The following is a 14,432-nucleotide window of genomic DNA, read 5'->3' as shown; positions in this document are numbered from 1 at the left end:
TCCCCCGATCCTTACGGTTTTTCAGAATTGCGGCCGGATTGGCCCATTTCGCGGATGCCGTCAACGATCTTGGCCAGCGCCATGCTCAATGACCCCTTGGCCAGCACGATATCGCCCGCCGCGATGCTGTCCTGCAACGCGGGCACCGCCTCGGCGCTGGTCGCGTACCAGCCGCCCCGCTTGTCCGCGGGCAGCGCATCATGCAGCGCCCGCATCAAGGGGCCGATGCAGTGAATGCGGTCGATGTCCCGCACCGCGTCCAGCTGCGCCAGATCGGCATGCAGCGCCAGCTCCTGCGGGCCCAGTTCCTTCATGTCGCCGAGCCAGGCCAGCTTGCGCCCGCCGCCCTGCACCGGCGTCGCCGCCAGCACCGCCAGCGCCGCCGCGACCGAGGTCGGGTTGGCGTTGTAGCTGTCGTCCAGCAGGGTCACCGCGCCGCCGTCCAGCCGGATCGTCTCGCGCACGCCGCGGCCTTTGACAGGCGACCACAACGACAGGCTTTGCGCGGCCTTTTCGACATCACCCCCCAGCGCCTCGACACATGCCAGCGCGCCCAGGGCGTTCATCGCAAAATGCGCGCCAAGTGACTGGATATGCAGATCAATCTCGCGCCCCGAAACCGTGACATGGGCAAGGGTTTCCGCCCCCTTGATCGCCGCCGAGCGCAGTTGATACGCCGCCGCCGTCTCACCGAACCAGCGGGCCTCGGCGCCCAGATCCGCCGCCACCCGGGCCAGCACGGGCGCCTCGGCGATATCGGCATTCAGCACCGCCACGCCACCGGGCTCCAGCCCTTCCATGATGGCGGCCTTCTCGCGGGCGATGCCCGCCACGTCGTCAAAGGCCTCCAGGTGCACCGCGGCCACGGTGGTGACCATTGCCACATGCGGACGGGCCTGTTTCGACAGCGGCGCGATCTCGCCGGGGTGGTTCATGCCGATCTCGATCACCGCATAGTCGGTGTCCCGCGGCATCCGCGCCAGCGTCAGCGGCACGCCCCAGTGGTTGTTGTAACTGGCCACCGCCGCATGGGTGCGGCCCTGATCGGACAGCATCCGCGCCAGCATCTCCTTGGTCGAGGTCTTGCCGACCGAGCCGGTGACCGCCACCACCCGTGCCTGCGTGCGCGCCCGCGCGGCGCGGCCCAGGGCCTCCAGCCCCTTTTGCACGTCCTCGACGATCAGCAGCGGCGCCTCCGCCGACACGCCGTCCGGCACGCGCGAAACCAGCGCCGCCCCGGCGCCCTTCTCCAGCGCCTGCGCGACAAAATCATGCCCGTCGCGCGCCGCGGTCAGCGCCACGAACAGATCACCGGGCTGGATGGTGCGGGTGTCGATCGACAGGCCAGAGACCTGCCACTCCCCCTGCGCCTGCCCGCCGGTTGCGGCGGCGGCCTCAGCTGCGGTCCACAGGCTCATGCCAGCCTCCCGTCCAATGCGGCCACGGCGATGCTGGCCTGTTCCACGTCATCAAAGGGCAACACCGTGTCCCCCACGGTCTGGCCGGTCTCATGGCCCTTGCCGCAGATGATCAGCGCGTCGCCCGGCCCCAGCATGTCCGCCCCGCGCAGGATCGCCTCGGCGCGGTCGCCGACCTCGATGCAATCGGGCGCTCCGGCCTTGACCGCGGCGCGGATCGCCGCCGGATCCTCGCTGCGCGGGTTGTCATCCGTCACGATGACCACATCAGCGTTCTCATGCGCCGCCTGCCCCATCAAGGGGCGTTTCGAGGTGTCACGGTCGCCGCCTGCGCCGACGATGGCAATCAGGCGCCCCAAGACATGCGGGCGCAGCGCCTTGATGGCGCTGGCCACCGCATCCGGGGTGTGGGCGTAGTCCACGAACACTGCCGAGCCATTGTCGCGCTCGGCCGCCAGCTGCATCCGGCCGCGCACGGTGGTCAGATGCGGCAGGGTCTCGAACACCCGCTCAGGGTCTTCACCGCCGGCAATCACCAGCCCGCAGGCGAGCAGGATATTTTCCGCCTGAAAGCCGCCGATCAGGTTCAGCCGCACCTGGTACGGCTTGTCATGCCAGGCAAAGCGCATGTCCTGCCCGGTGCCGTCATAGCGCAGACCCATCAGGCTGAGATCGCCAAGGCCGCGGCCGACGCTGATGATCTCCTGGCCGCGCGCCGCCGCCACCGCGCGCATCTCGGCACCGCGGGGATCGTCCATGTTGATGACCGCCACGCCCTCGTCCGGCAGCACCCGGCGGAACAGCCCGGCCTTGGCGGCGAAATAGGCGTCGAAGGTCTCGTGGTAGTCGAGGTGATCCTGGGTGAAATTGGTAAACCCCGCCGCCGCCAGCTGCACCCCGTCCAGACGGCGCTGGTCGAGCCCGTGCGATGACGCCTCCATCGCCGCATGGGTCACGCCCTCGGCGGCAGCGGCGGCCAGGGCCCGGTGCAGGGTGATGGGTTCCGGCGTGGTATGGGCCAGCGGGTAGCTCCAGGCGCCCTCGATGCCGGTGGTGCCCATGTTGACCGCCCGGTGGCCCAGCTCCATCCAGATCTGGCGAACAAAGGTCGCAACGGAGGTCTTGCCGTTGGTGCCGGTCACCGCGACGACCGTCTGCGGCTGACCGCCGAACCACAGCGCGGCGGCATAGGCCAGCGTCTGGCGCGGGTCCTCGACCACCACCAGCGCGGCATGGCTGTCGGCCAGCACCCGCGCGGCGATCTCAGCTCCGGCGGCATCGGTCAGCACCGCGACCGCGCCCTTCTCCAGCGCTGCGGGAATGAACTTGGCGCCATGAACCTGGCTGCCGGGCAAGGCCGCGAACAGGTAGCCTGCCCGCACCTCGCGGCTGTCCACCGCGAGTCCGCTGATCTGCGGATCCGCCCCGCCACGGGCCGTCAGACCCAGCTGGCTGAGCGGCTGCGGCTCCGGGGTACTACTGTTGCTGCTGCTCATGGCCGGGTCCCTACCGAGGTCTAGTTCGAGGTGAGGGTTATACCAGCCATCTCGATGGGTTCAACTTGCGGACGCAGCCCGAGCAGAGGTGCGACCCGACCGATCATCTCGGCCGCCACCGGCGTCGCCGTCCAGCCCGCGGTGCGGCGCGGCTTGCCGTGGGCGATCACCTCCGGCTCATCCAGGGTCACCACCAGAACGTATTTCGGGTCATGGGCCGGGAACATCGCGGCAAAGGTGGCGATCACCTTGTCCTCGTAATAACCACCCTGCGGCTTGGGCTTGTCGGCGGTGCCGGTCTTGCCGCCCACCTGATAGCCGGGCACCTCGGCAAAGGAGGCGGTGCCGCTGGTCACCACCTTGCGCAGCATGGCGCGGGACTGGCGCGCCGCTTCCTCGGACATCACACGCTGGCCTTCCTGCGGCCCGTCCTGGCGCAGAATCGTGGGCTTCACGTAGCGCCCGCCGTTGGCGATCGCCGCATAGCCCGCCGCCAGATGCATCGGACTGGCGGACAAGCCGTGACCATAGGAAATGGTGACGGTGCTGAGATCCCCCCATTTGCGCGGCGTCAACGGGCGGCCACCTGCGGCTTCGGCGATTTCAATCGGGGTCGGCTCGAACATGCCGAGCGCCCGCAGGAAGTCCTGCTGGCGCAGGGCCCCGATCTGCAGCGCCAGGCGGCCGGTGCCGCGGTTGGAGCTGTTGACGATCACATCCGCAAGGCTCAGCTCGCCAAAGTTCTTGTGGTTGAACTCGCCGATCGGAAAGCGGCCGATGCGCATCGGGCCGGACGCGTCGATCATGGTCTCGGAGTTCGCAAGGCCAAGGTCGACCGCCTGCGCGGCGGTGAAGATCTTGAAGGCGGAGCCCAGTTCGTACACCCCCTGCACCGCGCGGTTGAACAGCGGGCTGACCGAGGGGTCAAACCCCGAGGTCGGCGGCCGCGGCCGGTCGTTCGGGTCGAAATCCGGCAGCGACACCACCGAGATCACCTCGCCGGTGTGCACATCCATCAGGATCGAGGTGGCACCCTTGGCGTTCATCAATTTCATGCCACCGTAGAGCACCCGCTCGGCCGCCGCCTGCACGGTCAGATCCAGCGACAGCTGCAACGGCTTGCCGCCGTTGGCGGGGTCGCGCAGGTAGCTGTCGAACTGCTTTTCCACCCCTGCGACGCCGATCACCTCGGCGGCATTGACGCCTTCCTTGCCGAAACCGGCCCCGCCCAGCACATGGGCGGCGAGGCTGCCATTGGGATAAAGCCGCATCTCGCGCGGGCCGAACAGAAGGCCGGGGTCGCCGATGTCATGCACCGCCTGCTGCTGCTCGGGGCTGATTTTCTTCTTTATCCACAGAAACTTGCGCTTCCCCGTGAAATCCTCGATCAGCTCGTCGCGATCAAGGTCGGGGAAGATCTCCACCAGCTTTTCGGCGGCCCCGACGGGGTCGACCATCTGCGGCGGCTGCGCATAAAGGGAATGGGTCTCGAAGTTGGTTGCCAGCAGGCGCCCCTTGCGGTCGACGATGTCGGCGCGCTGCATGGCGATGGCACTGCCCGGCACGCTGGCGACCGGCTCGGCCGGTTCGGACAAGGCGGTGATGCCCATGCGGGCACCGATGGTGGCGAAGGCAAAGACGAACAGCGCCCCCATGACCAGAAGCCGCCCCTCGGAGCGCTGGCGGGCCTGCACCTGCATCTCCTGGTGGCGCAGGGTGATGTTTTCCTGTTCGATCCGGTCAGGGTTCTCCCCCACCGCGCGAGCGTGCAGAATCCGGGCCAGCGGGCGCAGCGGAGTGCGGATCATGGGTGTCCTCCTGCGGCGGCGGCATTCAGGCCCGAGACCTCGATGCCATTGCTGAGGTCCAGTTCAGGCGGCACCGGGTAGGAGACCTCGTCCACCCGGCCAAACTGGTCCGGGCGCAGCGGCAGCAAACCCAGGCGATCAAAGTTCAGCTCGGCCAGGTCCCGCAGCCGCTCCGGCCGGTTGAGATAGGCCCATTCCGCCCGCAGCACCCCCAGCCGCACCTTGGCGGCACCGATCTGCTGGCGCAGGGCGCGGGTTTCCTTCAGCACCTCCTGAGTGGCGTAATTCTCGCGGTAGGCCCAGAAAGCCAACGCCAGAACGGTCAGGCAGGTGGCGACATAAAGCAGGGTTTTCATCGACCGTTGCCCTCCTTCAGTTGTGGCATGCCCAGTTCCTTGGCCGAGATCGGCCCCGGCGCGGCCGCGGTGCGGCGACCAACCCGCAGGCGGGCGCTGCGGCTGCGCGGGTTCTCTGCCAGTTCCTGATCATCGGGACCGACGGCCTTGCGGGTGACCAGCTCGAATTGCGCGGGGGCTTCGGCCTGCTCGGGCGCGTAACGGTTGGCGCGACCGGTCTTGCCCGCGCGATGCTGGAAGAAACGTTTCACCATGCGATCCTCGACCGAGTGGAAGGTCACCACGGCCAGAAGCCCGTCCGGCTTCAGGGCCCGCTCGGCGGCCAGAAGGCCCTCGAACAGCTCCTCGTATTCGGCATTCACCGCGATGCGCAGCCCCTGGAAGCTGCGGGTCGCCGGGTGCGACTGGCCCGGCTTGGGGCGCGGCAGGCAGCTTTCGATGATCTTGGCCAGACGCAGCGTGGTGGTGATCGGCTCCACCGTGCGTTCGCGCACGATCGCCTTGGCGATGCGGCGGCTGGCGCGCTCTTCGCCGTAGTGGAACAGGATGTCGGCAATCTGCGCCTCGCTCAGCTCGGCGATCAGATCGGCGGCGGAGGGGCCGGATTGCGACATCCGCATGTCCAGCGGGCCGTCTTTCATGAAGGAAAAGCCGCGCTCGGCCAGGTCCAGCTGCATCGAGGAGACACCGAGGTCGAGCACCACGCCATCGAGATCCTGGGCGTATTCATCCATGCGCGAAAACACGCCCGGTTGCAGGATCAGCCGGTCGCCATAGTCTCCCGCCCAGGGTTTCGCGAGTTCGAAGGCAAGCGGGTCGCGGTCGACGCCGATGACCTGTTCGGCCCCGGCCTCCAGCAGGCCACGGGTATAGCCGCCAGCGCCGAAGGTGCCATCCAGCCAGCGCCCCGACACCGGGGCAACCGCCTTGAGCAGCGGACGCAGCAGAACCGGAATATGGGGACCATTGGCAGCTGTCTGGTCCTGGGTCATGTCTTAAATGTCTCCGTCGCCATCAAGGAATTGCATCGGATCGAAGTCTTCCGGCAGTTCCTCCATCCACTTCTCGGTCTGGGCCAGCTCTTCTTCCTCGTAGGTTTCGGGCTTCCAGATCTGGAAGGTATCCCCCGCCGCGATGAAGAAGGCCTCGCCCTCGAGGCCGATTTTCTGGCGCAGCTTGGCAGGCAGCACCAGGCGGCCGGTCTCATCCACGTTGGTCGGGAAGGACTGACCATGAAACATCCGCTGCAGCATCTTGCGTTGCATGGAGCCGCGCGGCAGGCGGTCGATCTTGGCGTCGACCTCCTCGATTGCTTCTATAGTATAGCACTCCAGGAACTTGCGGCGATGGTCACCGTAGACAATCACCAATTCCGGGTTGCGGTCGGGCTGCCAGTTGGGATCGGATGCCTCCAGCACACGGCGAAAAGAGGCCGGGATTGACACCCGCCCCTTGCTGTCCACCTTGTGGTGGCTTTCACCTCTGAACCTGCGGCCCAATCTACCGTCCTTTTTCGCGCGTCCCTCGCGTTGATCCGTCCCCCAGAATGAAAAGGGGCGGGTTGATCTGCTGCCACTGATCAACCCGCCGCCTTGGCCCGCCTTGCGGGATGTCCGACTGCGCGCGCCACCTGGGGGGATGTCTGCTCGCCCGCGCGCCGGATCTCTGTTTTTCGAGGAAAGCGAAGGCCTGTATGAAACCTGCTTTTGTTTTTGTGGTCTGGGGTCGTTTGGCGCCCCGTCCCTCGTTTCCGTCGATGAATTAGGGATACTATGGGAATTGATGGCCCTGCAACCATTTTCTGCCCAAAGCCTCTGGACTCTTGCAGAAATTGAAGGGGATTCGCAGCAGAATCTCCCTGATTTTGGCCCCACCTTAGCTTCTGTGGTGCGCAAACTCTCCGCAAACACTACATATAGATCCAGATTGCAGAGCGATATTTTTTCCCATAGTTTCCCGCGATTCCTGATCCTGACATCCCCGATTCAAGGATGTTCGCGTCATGTTCCGCAAACAGCCCCACCTTCGCAGTAAAACCGGCCCTTTCCCACGGTTCAACACCGAGTGATTCGCAACGGCAAGCTGAAAGTGCGCGCGAGATGGCCATGAATTCCCATGCCGCCCATGAATTCCCGCCTGTCCCGTCGTTTCCCAATCTTCCCACGGTTTCCCAGTGGTCCCATGCGCAGCCCTCCGCCACCGGGAGGGCCAGACCGCGCCGGATCCGGCAGGCGATCCCATCCCGGCCCATTCCGCCTCCCGAAACGGCGGCCCTGTCGGCGCCGACCGGCGGCGGGGCGACGCAAAACGGCCCGCCGAGAGACGGGCCGCTGTGCAGAAATACGAAAGGCAGCCGGGTTGGCCGCGGGGCGATCAGGCCATGCCGCCCTTGACCAGCCCTTCGGCGATCCGGGCGTAGGCCTGGGCCATCGGCCCATCCCCCGCCGCAATCGGGGTGCCACCATCGCCCGCCAGACGGGTTTCGAGATCAATCGGCAGCGCGCCCAGCAGCGGCAGGCCCAGCCCTTCGGCCTCGGCCGTGACACCGCCGTGACCAAAGATGTGATGTTCGCCGCCGCAATCCGGGCAGGTAAAGAAGGACATGTTCTCGATCAGCCCCAGCACCGGGGTCTTCAGCGTCTTGAACATGTCCATCGCCTTGCGCGCGTCCAGCAGCGCGACGTCCTGCGGCGTGGAGACGACGATGGCGCCGGTCAGCTCGGCCCGGGTGCACAGCGTCAGCTGCACGTCGCCGGTGCCGGGCGGCAGGTCGACGATCAGCACGTCCAGCTCGCCCCAGTTGACCTGGCCCAGCATCTGCTGCAACGCGCCCATCAGCATCGGGCCGCGCCAGACCACCGCCTTGCCCTCCTCCAGCATGAAGCCGATCGACATAAGAGTGACGCCATGGGCGTGCAGCGGCTCGATGATCTTGCCGTCAGGGCTGGCCGGGCGGCCCTTGGCGCCCATCATGCGGGGCTGCGAGGGGCCGTAGATGTCGGCGTCCAGCAGGCCCACCTTGCGGCCCTGCCTGGCCAGCGCCACGGCGAGGTTGGAGGCCACGGTGGATTTGCCCACGCCGCCCTTGCCCGAGGCCACTGCCAGAATGCGCTTCACCCCCGCCGGTTTCAGCGGCTCCGCCTGCGGCTTGGGGTGGCCGCCGACCTTGAGGCTGGGCGCGGGCTGCTGCGCCGCATGGGCGGTCAGCGCCACCGACACGCCACTGACCCCCGCCAGCTGCGCCACCGCGGCCTCGGCGGCCCGGCGCAGCGGTTCCATCTGCTTGGCCACCTCGGGGCTGGGCGCCTCGATCACGAAGCTGACCTTGCCGTCCTCGATGCGCAGGGCGCGCAGCATGTCGCGCGACACCAGCGTGCCGCCGTCCGGCAGCTGCAGACGCTCCAGCGCTGCGTGAATCTGTTCCTGGGTGACCGGCATGGCTGCTCTCCTGCTTCTTGACCGACACATATATATGCAGCGAGTCGAGGCGATGGAAGCCGCGACGACAGCCCCGGGGCCAGACCGTGCAAAGACCTGTCAAGATTGACGCCAGTTCCCCTATGCAATCCATGCAAGCCTGCGCCGAGATCCGCGGCACATCACAAAGGTGATGCCAAAAAATCCGGCACTATCAGAACGGTAGCGGCTTCCACCCATGCATTTGCTGCATAGCGGCATTGACCAGACACGGGATTGTGCGCCCGCAGCATATCCGTAAATTGTATCACAAGAGGCGCCACTGGGGCGCAGGACGAAACGGCCGGACGGCAAGACGAAGGAACCGAAAAGATGGCAGCAGCACAACAGATCACCGCAGTGAAACTGGCGTCGCCTTTTGCTGCACTGGACGGCCTGATGGCGAAATTCGCCCGTTACCGCCTGTACCGCCAGACCGTCAAGGAACTGTCGGAGCTGAGCGGCCGCGAGCTGGCGGACCTGGGCCTGCACCGTTCCGAAATCAAGCGTATCGCCTATCAGGCGGCTTACGAAAACGAATAACAGAGATCAGGCTCTTTCTCCTCCTCCCTTGAAGAGCCTGTACTACGCGGTGGCATCCTCCTCCTCCCTGATGCCGCCGCACCCTATACCGGCCGAAAGCCGGGCTTGGATCACCGGGACCTCCTCCTCCCTTAATCCCGGTGTATGACAGAACGGCGGTGCCCCCTCCTCCTCCCTGGGCGCCGCCGTTTTTGTATTTTCAGCCATCCGCGACCCAGCCCCCTGCCCGCGCCGGACTGCGCAGGGCAGGCCGCTTTGCGCCAGAGCCTTGCAATGAAGGGCAGCGCGGCAGCGGCGGCGGGCAGCCCTGCTGCCCGCCGCCGCTGCCGCGCCCGGATCGGATCGCCAAGGCGATCCGATCCCCCGGCCATACCGGGGCATTTATCTGTCGTGAAGAGGCTTATCCAACGCGTTCAGGGCCGCGCGTCGCTCAGAACGGGATGTCGTCCGCTGCCGAAACGAAGCGGGCCACGACCTTCTTCGGACCGGCCTTCTCGAAATCGACTTCCAGCTTGTCGCCTTCGATGCCGAGAATCGCGCCGTAGCCGAATTTCTGGTGGAACACCCGCTCGCCCAGGGTGAAGCTGGAGGTGGCGGTCAGATCGATCACCTGGTGGCGGCTTTCCTTGGGCTGGCTCAGCCCGCGCTGACCGGAGCGCGCCTGCAGCCGCTTCCAGCCCGGCGAGTTGTAGCCGTCGGCCTGTGCCATCTTGTCCTCGATGGTGGAGCGCACGCCGTAATCAGATGCCCCCGCCGCGCCGGCGCCATAGCCACTGCCGGTCAGCACTTCGACGTGCTCCTCGGACAGCTCGTCAATAAAGCGCGAGGGCAGCTGCGACTGCCACTGGCCGAACACCCGGCGGTTGCCGGCAAAGGAGATGGTGCAGATTTCCTCGGCCCGCGTGATGCCGACATAGGCGAGGCGACGCTCTTCCTCGAGCCCCTTCTGGCCGCTTTCATCCATCGAGCGCTGCGAGGGGAACAACCCGTCCTCCCAGCCCGGCAGGAAGACCGCGGGGAATTCCAGCCCCTTGGCCGCGTGCAGGGTCATGATCGACACCTTCTCGTCCGCGTCCTGCTTGTCATTGTCCATGACCAGGCTGACATGTTCGAGGAAGCCCTGCAGATTCTCGAAATTCTCCAGCGCCTTGACCAGTTCCTTGAGGTTTTCGAGGCGGCCGGGCGAATCCGGGTTCTTGTCGTTCTGCCAATGGGCGGTATAGCCGCTCTCATCGAGGATAATCTCGGCCAGTTCCATGTGGCTGATGTCGCCATCACCGGCCATGCGACCCCAGCGGGCGATGCTGTCGACCAGCTCGCGCAGCTTGCCCGCGCCCTTGCCCTTGATCTGGCCCGACTCGACCGCCAGCCGCGCGCCCTCGACCAATGACACACCGTTTTCACGGGCGAGGATCTGGATGGTCTGCTGCGCCTTGTCGCCAAGGCCGCGCTTGGGCGTGTTGACGATGCGCTCGAACGCAAGATCGTCCTCGGGCGAGGTCACGACGCGGAAATAGGCCATGGCATCGCGAATCTCGAGCCGCTCATAGAAGCGCGGGCCGCCGATCACGCGATACGGCAGGCCGATGGTGAGGAAGCGATCCTCGAACGCGCGCATCTGATGCGAGGCACGGACCAGAATCGCCATGCTGTTGAGGCCGATGGGGCGCTGGCCACGGGTGCCGCGCTGCATCGCCTCGATCTCCTCGCCGATCCAGCGGGCCTCTTCCTCGCCGTCCCAATGGCCGATCAGCCGGACCTTTTCTCCGTCACCGGCATCGGTCCACAGCTCCTTGCCAAGACGCCCCTGATTGCCGCGGATGACGCCCGCGGCGGCGGCCAGGATATGACCGGTGGAGCGGTAGTTCTGCTCCAGCCGCACCACCATGGCACCGGGAAAATCCTTTTCAAACCGCAGGATGTTGCCGACTTCGGCACCGCGCCAGCCGTAGATCGACTGGTCGTCGTCGCCGACGCAGCAGATATTCTTGTGTGCCCCCGCCAAGAGCCGCAGCCAGAGGTACTGGGCGACGTTGGTATCCTGGTATTCGTCCACCATGATGTAGCGGAACCAGCGCTGATACTGCTCCAGCACATCCCCGTGGTTCTGGAAAATCGTCACCATGTGCAAGAGCAGGTCACCGAAATCGACTGCGTTCAGCTCGCGCAGGCGGGTCTGGTACTGGGCGTAGAATTCAATGCCGCGGTTGTTGTAGGCCCCCGCATCGGCCGAGGGCACACGGTCGGGCGTCAGGGCGCGGTTCTTCCAGTCGTCGATGATGCCCGCCAGCATCCGTGCGGGCCAGCGTTTGTCGTCCACGCCCGCGGCCTGAACCAGTTGCTTCAACAGGCGGATCTGGTCGTCGGTGTCGAGGATGGTGAAATTCGATTTCAGCCCGACCAGCTCGGCGTGGCGGCGCAGCTGCTTGACGCAGATGGAGTGGAAAGTGCCAAGCCAGGGCATGCCTTCGACCGCCTGGCCGAGCATGCCGCCCACCCGTTCCTTCATCTCGCGCGCGGCCTTGTTGGTGAAGGTCACCGACAGGATTTCATTGGGCCGCGCCCGCCCGGTGCTGAGGAGATGCACGATGCGGGTGGTCAGCGCCTTGGTCTTGCCGGTGCCGGCGCCTGCCAGCATCAGGACCGGGCCGTCCAGACATTCCACCGCCTCGCGCTGCGCCGGGTTGAGGCTGTCGAGATAGGGCATCGGCCGCGCCTGCATGGCCCGGGCCGACAGCGATGCGCCCTCAAAGGCGTCCATTTCGTCAAAACTGCTCATACCCGTGATCCTAGCGTGATTCAGGCGCGGCGGAAAGGGGACGTTCACATTCTGTTCCCACCAATTCCACCCCACCGCGGCAATGTAGTATCCGCCTAATACCCCGGCAGGCGGCAAAGGTGCTAGCCCCTTCCCTGCCAATTGCAGAGGAGGATCAAGATGGCACGCGTATTGATGATCACCGGCGACTACACCGAGGACTATGAGACCATGGTGCCGTTCCAGACCCTTCTGGCCTGCGGCCACGAGGTGGATGCGGTCTGCCCCGGCAAGGCAGCGGGCGAGACGGTGAAGACGGCAATCCACGACTTTGAGGGCGACCAGACCTACAGCGAGAAGCCCGGCCATAATTTTGCGCTGAACGCGGATTTCGCCGCAGTCGATCCCGCGAAATATGACGCGCTGGTGGTGCCCGGCGGCCGCGCACCGGAATATCTGCGGCTGAACGAGGAGGTGCTGGCGATGGTGCGGCATTTCTTTGAGACCAACAAACCGGTGGCGGCGATCTGCCACGGCGCGCAGCTGCTGGCGGCGGCAGGAGCGCTGGAGGGGCGGCAATGCTCGGCCTATCCGGCCTGCGCACCCGAGGTGAAGGCAGCGGGCGGCACCTATGCCGATATCGAGGTGACAGAGGCGGTGACCGATGGCAATCTGGTGACCGCACCGGCCTGGCCTGCGCACCCGGCCTGGCTGCGCCAGTTCATGGCGCTGCTGTAATCCGCGCCCTGCCCCGCCCGCTCGGGCTGGCGGGGCACTTGCTGCCAGACGGGAGAGAGAGACATGTGCGAGCTGTTCATCGGTGCCGACCCCGACCTCTGGGAGAGCCGCACCAAGTCGCTGCGGATCGACGGCATGGCGACCTCGATCCGGGTAGAGCGGTTTTTCTGGGACATTCTGGAAGAGATCGCCGCGCGGGACGCGATGACGGTGAACCAGCTGATCACCAAACTCTATCACGAAAGTCTGGATGCGGATCATGATCTGGGCAATTTCACCTCTTTCCTGCGGGTGTGCTGCGGGCGTTACCTGGCGTTGGCCAGCAATGGCGAGGTCCCCCGCGATACCGCCACGCCGCTGGCGGGCGTCGATGCGCCGGGCATTCTGGCGCGGGAGCGGGCGGCGCGGGACGCCACGCGCAAGGACGCCGCCACCCCGGCCCGGCCGACGCCGCAGCGGCGGGTGAACTGAGCCGACAAGCGATTGATTTTACGCTGGACAGACGCGCAGCTCCGGCGGCAGTTTGCCCTCTATGGATCTGCATCAGCGCTACCCCGGTCTGGATGACCTGAAACGCCGCGCCCGCCGCCGCCTGCCGCGGTTCGTGTGGGAGTATCTGGACAGCGCCACCGGGCGCGAGACCACGCAGGCGCGCAACCGCTCCGGGCTGGACCGGGTGGGGCTTGTGCCCTCGATCCTGCACGGGCCGCTGACGCCGGATCTGTCCACGCCGCTTTTTGGCGAGACGCTGCCGCTGCCGTTCGGCGTCGCCCCGGTGGGCATGTCGGGGCTGATCTGGCCCGATGCCGAAGGCATTCTCGCGCGCAGCGCTGCCGCCGCCGACATCCCCTATTGCCTGTCCACCGTGGCCAGCCAGTCACCAGAGGACCTGGCACCGCATCTGGGACGCCATGGCTGGTTCCAGCTGTACCCGCCCAAGGACGAGGGCATCCGTGCCGACATGCTGGCGCGGGCGCGCGATGCGGGCTTCAAGGTGCTGGTGCTGACGGTGGACGTGCCCGCCGCCTCGCGCCGGGAGCGGCAGGTGCGCTCGGGCCTGACGCAGCCGCCGCGGCTGACCCCGCGGCTGCTGGCGCAAGTAGCCATGCGCCCCGCCTGGGCCATGGGCATGGCGCGACAGGGGATGCCGCATATGCGCACGCTGGACAAATACATCGAGGGCGCCAGCGCCAGCCTGTCGTCGACGGCGCATGTGGGCTACCTGCTGCGCACCTCGCCCGACTGGGACTATGTGCGCTGGCTGCGACAGCACTGGGACGGACCGCTGGTCATCAAGGGCGTCTTGCGGGCCGAAGATGCCGCGCGGCTGGCTGATGAAGGCGCGGATGCGATCTGGGTGTCGAACCACGCGGGCCGCCAGTTTGACGGCTGCCCGGCGGCGATAGACATGCTGCCCGCCGTGCGTGCCGCAGTGGATGTGCCGGTGATCTTTGACAGCGGCATCGAGGGCGGGCTGGACATCCTGCGTGCGCTGGCGCTGGGGGCGGACTTCGTGATGCTGGGACGCGGCTTTCACTATGCTCTGGCGGCACTTGGCGCGGGCGGTCCGGCGCATCTGATCGACATCCTGGCCCGCGATCTGGAGGCCAATATGGCCCAGCTGGGACTGGCGGATCTGGCCGCAATCCGAGACCTGACGCGACACAATCTTGCGCAACCGGACTAACCCGCGCAGTTTGTGAAAACGCCAAACCACCCCACGCCCGTCCGACGCCCGACCTGCGCCAGAATGCCGCAATGCAGCTACGAAATGCTGCACTGCGGAGACACACGGCCGTTACAAGACAGGCAGAGAATCCCGGAAAAGCCTGTTGTTTTTGCATGTTTGCGGTAACATC

At 66.3% G+C, this 14,432-nt stretch carries 12 protein-coding genes; 4 read left to right on the top strand and 8 right to left on the bottom strand.

All coding sequences use genetic code 11. The annotated features are described in order from the left end of the window. Window positions 1–11 precede the first annotated feature (11 nt). The 7 genes from ACZ52D_RS12755 to ACZ52D_RS12725 all read right to left on the bottom strand — a co-directional run bounded on the left by ACZ52D_RS12755 (window position 12) and on the right by ACZ52D_RS12725 (window position 8,516). Window positions 12–1,418 carry a UDP-N-acetylmuramoyl-tripeptide--D-alanyl-D-alanine ligase gene (locus tag ACZ52D_RS12755; protein WP_464441550.1) on the bottom strand — a complete coding sequence of 469 codons (1,407 nt, stop codon included), beginning with the start codon at window positions 1,416–1,418 and terminating at the stop codon, window positions 12–14. Then, a complete protein-coding gene (locus ACZ52D_RS12750) occupies window positions 1,415–2,914 on the bottom strand; it encodes a UDP-N-acetylmuramoyl-L-alanyl-D-glutamate--2,6-diaminopimelate ligase (protein WP_464441549.1) in 1,500 nt (499 codons plus the stop codon). The genes ACZ52D_RS12755 and ACZ52D_RS12750 overlap by 4 nt, the downstream gene beginning before the upstream one ends. Window positions 2,915–2,934: 20 nt before the next feature. Continuing rightward, the gene (locus tag ACZ52D_RS12745; RefSeq protein ID WP_222455866.1) at window positions 2,935–4,722 is read right to left on the bottom strand and encodes a peptidoglycan D,D-transpeptidase FtsI family protein; all 1,788 of its coding nucleotides are present in this window, start codon (window positions 4,720–4,722) and stop codon (window positions 2,935–2,937) included. Then, window positions 4,719–5,078, bottom strand: coding sequence for a cell division protein FtsL (gene ftsL, locus ACZ52D_RS12740; protein WP_369926268.1), 360 nt, complete (start codon window positions 5,076–5,078; stop codon window positions 4,719–4,721). Before ftsL ends, ACZ52D_RS12745 begins: the two co-directional genes overlap by 4 nt. After that, window positions 5,075–6,070: a 16S rRNA (cytosine(1402)-N(4))-methyltransferase RsmH gene (gene rsmH, locus ACZ52D_RS12735; protein WP_464441548.1), complete on the bottom strand. Its 996-nt coding sequence runs from the start codon at window positions 6,068–6,070 to the stop codon at window positions 5,075–5,077. Before rsmH ends, ftsL begins: the two co-directional genes overlap by 4 nt. Window positions 6,071–6,073: 3 nt before the next feature. After that, window positions 6,074–6,577, bottom strand: a complete 504-nt coding sequence (gene mraZ / locus ACZ52D_RS12730) for a division/cell wall cluster transcriptional repressor MraZ (RefSeq protein ID WP_222455863.1) — start codon at window positions 6,575–6,577, stop codon at window positions 6,074–6,076. Between the two features lie 874 nt (window positions 6,578–7,451). Continuing rightward, window positions 7,452–8,516, bottom strand: a complete 1,065-nt coding sequence (locus tag ACZ52D_RS12725) for an Mrp/NBP35 family ATP-binding protein (RefSeq protein ID WP_464441547.1) — start codon at window positions 8,514–8,516, stop codon at window positions 7,452–7,454. Between the two features lie 351 nt (window positions 8,517–8,867). Here ACZ52D_RS12725 and ACZ52D_RS12720 point away from each other — a divergent pair, with 351 nt between their 5' ends. Then, a complete protein-coding gene (locus ACZ52D_RS12720; protein ID WP_222455861.1) occupies window positions 8,868–9,077 on the top strand; it encodes a DUF1127 domain-containing protein in 210 nt (69 codons plus the stop codon). 430 nt (window positions 9,078–9,507) lie between these two features. Here ACZ52D_RS12720 and ACZ52D_RS12715 read toward each other — a convergent pair whose 3' ends face one another. After that, window positions 9,508–11,856, bottom strand: coding sequence for an ATP-dependent helicase (locus ACZ52D_RS12715; RefSeq protein ID WP_464441546.1), 2,349 nt, complete (start codon window positions 11,854–11,856; stop codon window positions 9,508–9,510). A gap of 159 nt (window positions 11,857–12,015) precedes the next feature. On the opposite strand from ACZ52D_RS12715, the gene ACZ52D_RS12710 reads away from it, so the two are divergent. The 3 genes from ACZ52D_RS12710 to ACZ52D_RS12700 all read left to right on the top strand — a co-directional run bounded on the left by ACZ52D_RS12710 (window position 12,016) and on the right by ACZ52D_RS12700 (window position 14,260). Further along, window positions 12,016–12,573: a DJ-1/PfpI family protein gene (locus tag ACZ52D_RS12710; protein ID WP_222455858.1), complete on the top strand. Its 558-nt coding sequence runs from the start codon at window positions 12,016–12,018 to the stop codon at window positions 12,571–12,573. 63 nt (window positions 12,574–12,636) lie between these two features. After that, window positions 12,637–13,044, top strand: coding sequence for a ribbon-helix-helix domain-containing protein (locus tag ACZ52D_RS12705; RefSeq protein WP_464441545.1), 408 nt, complete (start codon window positions 12,637–12,639; stop codon window positions 13,042–13,044). Window positions 13,045–13,105: 61 nt separating this feature from the next. After that, on the top strand, window positions 13,106–14,260 hold the full coding sequence (locus ACZ52D_RS12700) for an alpha-hydroxy acid oxidase (protein ID WP_464441544.1): 1,155 nt from the start codon (window positions 13,106–13,108) through the stop codon (window positions 14,258–14,260). Window positions 14,261–14,432: the final 172 nt, after the last annotated feature.

It is taken from the genome of Leisingera sp. S2M4, assembly GCF_055398055.1.
Note: the sequence above shows the minus strand (reverse complement) of the source record. Positions and strands in the feature narration are given on the sequence as shown.

What these genes read in the sequence shown, in the direction of transcription:
- ACZ52D_RS12755 (WP_464441550.1), bottom strand. Translation starts at nt 1,418, where the DNA reads ATGAGCCTGTGGACCGCAGCTGAGGCCGCCGCCGCAACCGGCGGGCAG.
- ACZ52D_RS12750 (WP_464441549.1), bottom strand. Translation starts at nt 2,914, where the DNA reads ATGAGCAGCAGCAACAGTAGTACCCCGGAGCCGCAGCCGCTCAGCCAG.
- ACZ52D_RS12745 (WP_222455866.1), bottom strand. Translation starts at nt 4,722, where the DNA reads ATGATCCGCACTCCGCTGCGCCCGCTGGCCCGGATTCTGCACGCTCGC.
- ftsL (WP_369926268.1), bottom strand. Translation starts at nt 5,078, where the DNA reads ATGAAAACCCTGCTTTATGTCGCCACCTGCCTGACCGTTCTGGCGTTG.
- rsmH (WP_464441548.1), bottom strand. Translation starts at nt 6,070, where the DNA reads ATGACCCAGGACCAGACAGCTGCCAATGGTCCCCATATTCCGGTTCTG.
- ACZ52D_RS12725 (WP_464441547.1), bottom strand. Translation starts at nt 8,516, where the DNA reads ATGCCGGTCACCCAGGAACAGATTCACGCAGCGCTGGAGCGTCTGCAG.
- ACZ52D_RS12720 (WP_222455861.1), top strand. Translation starts at nt 8,868, where the DNA reads ATGGCAGCAGCACAACAGATCACCGCAGTGAAACTGGCGTCGCCTTTT.
- ACZ52D_RS12715 (WP_464441546.1), bottom strand. Translation starts at nt 11,856, where the DNA reads ATGAGCAGTTTTGACGAAATGGACGCCTTTGAGGGCGCATCGCTGTCG.
- ACZ52D_RS12710 (WP_222455858.1), top strand. Translation starts at nt 12,016, where the DNA reads ATGGCACGCGTATTGATGATCACCGGCGACTACACCGAGGACTATGAG.
- ACZ52D_RS12705 (WP_464441545.1), top strand. Translation starts at nt 12,637, where the DNA reads ATGTGCGAGCTGTTCATCGGTGCCGACCCCGACCTCTGGGAGAGCCGC.
- ACZ52D_RS12700 (WP_464441544.1), top strand. Translation starts at nt 13,106, where the DNA reads ATGGATCTGCATCAGCGCTACCCCGGTCTGGATGACCTGAAACGCCGC.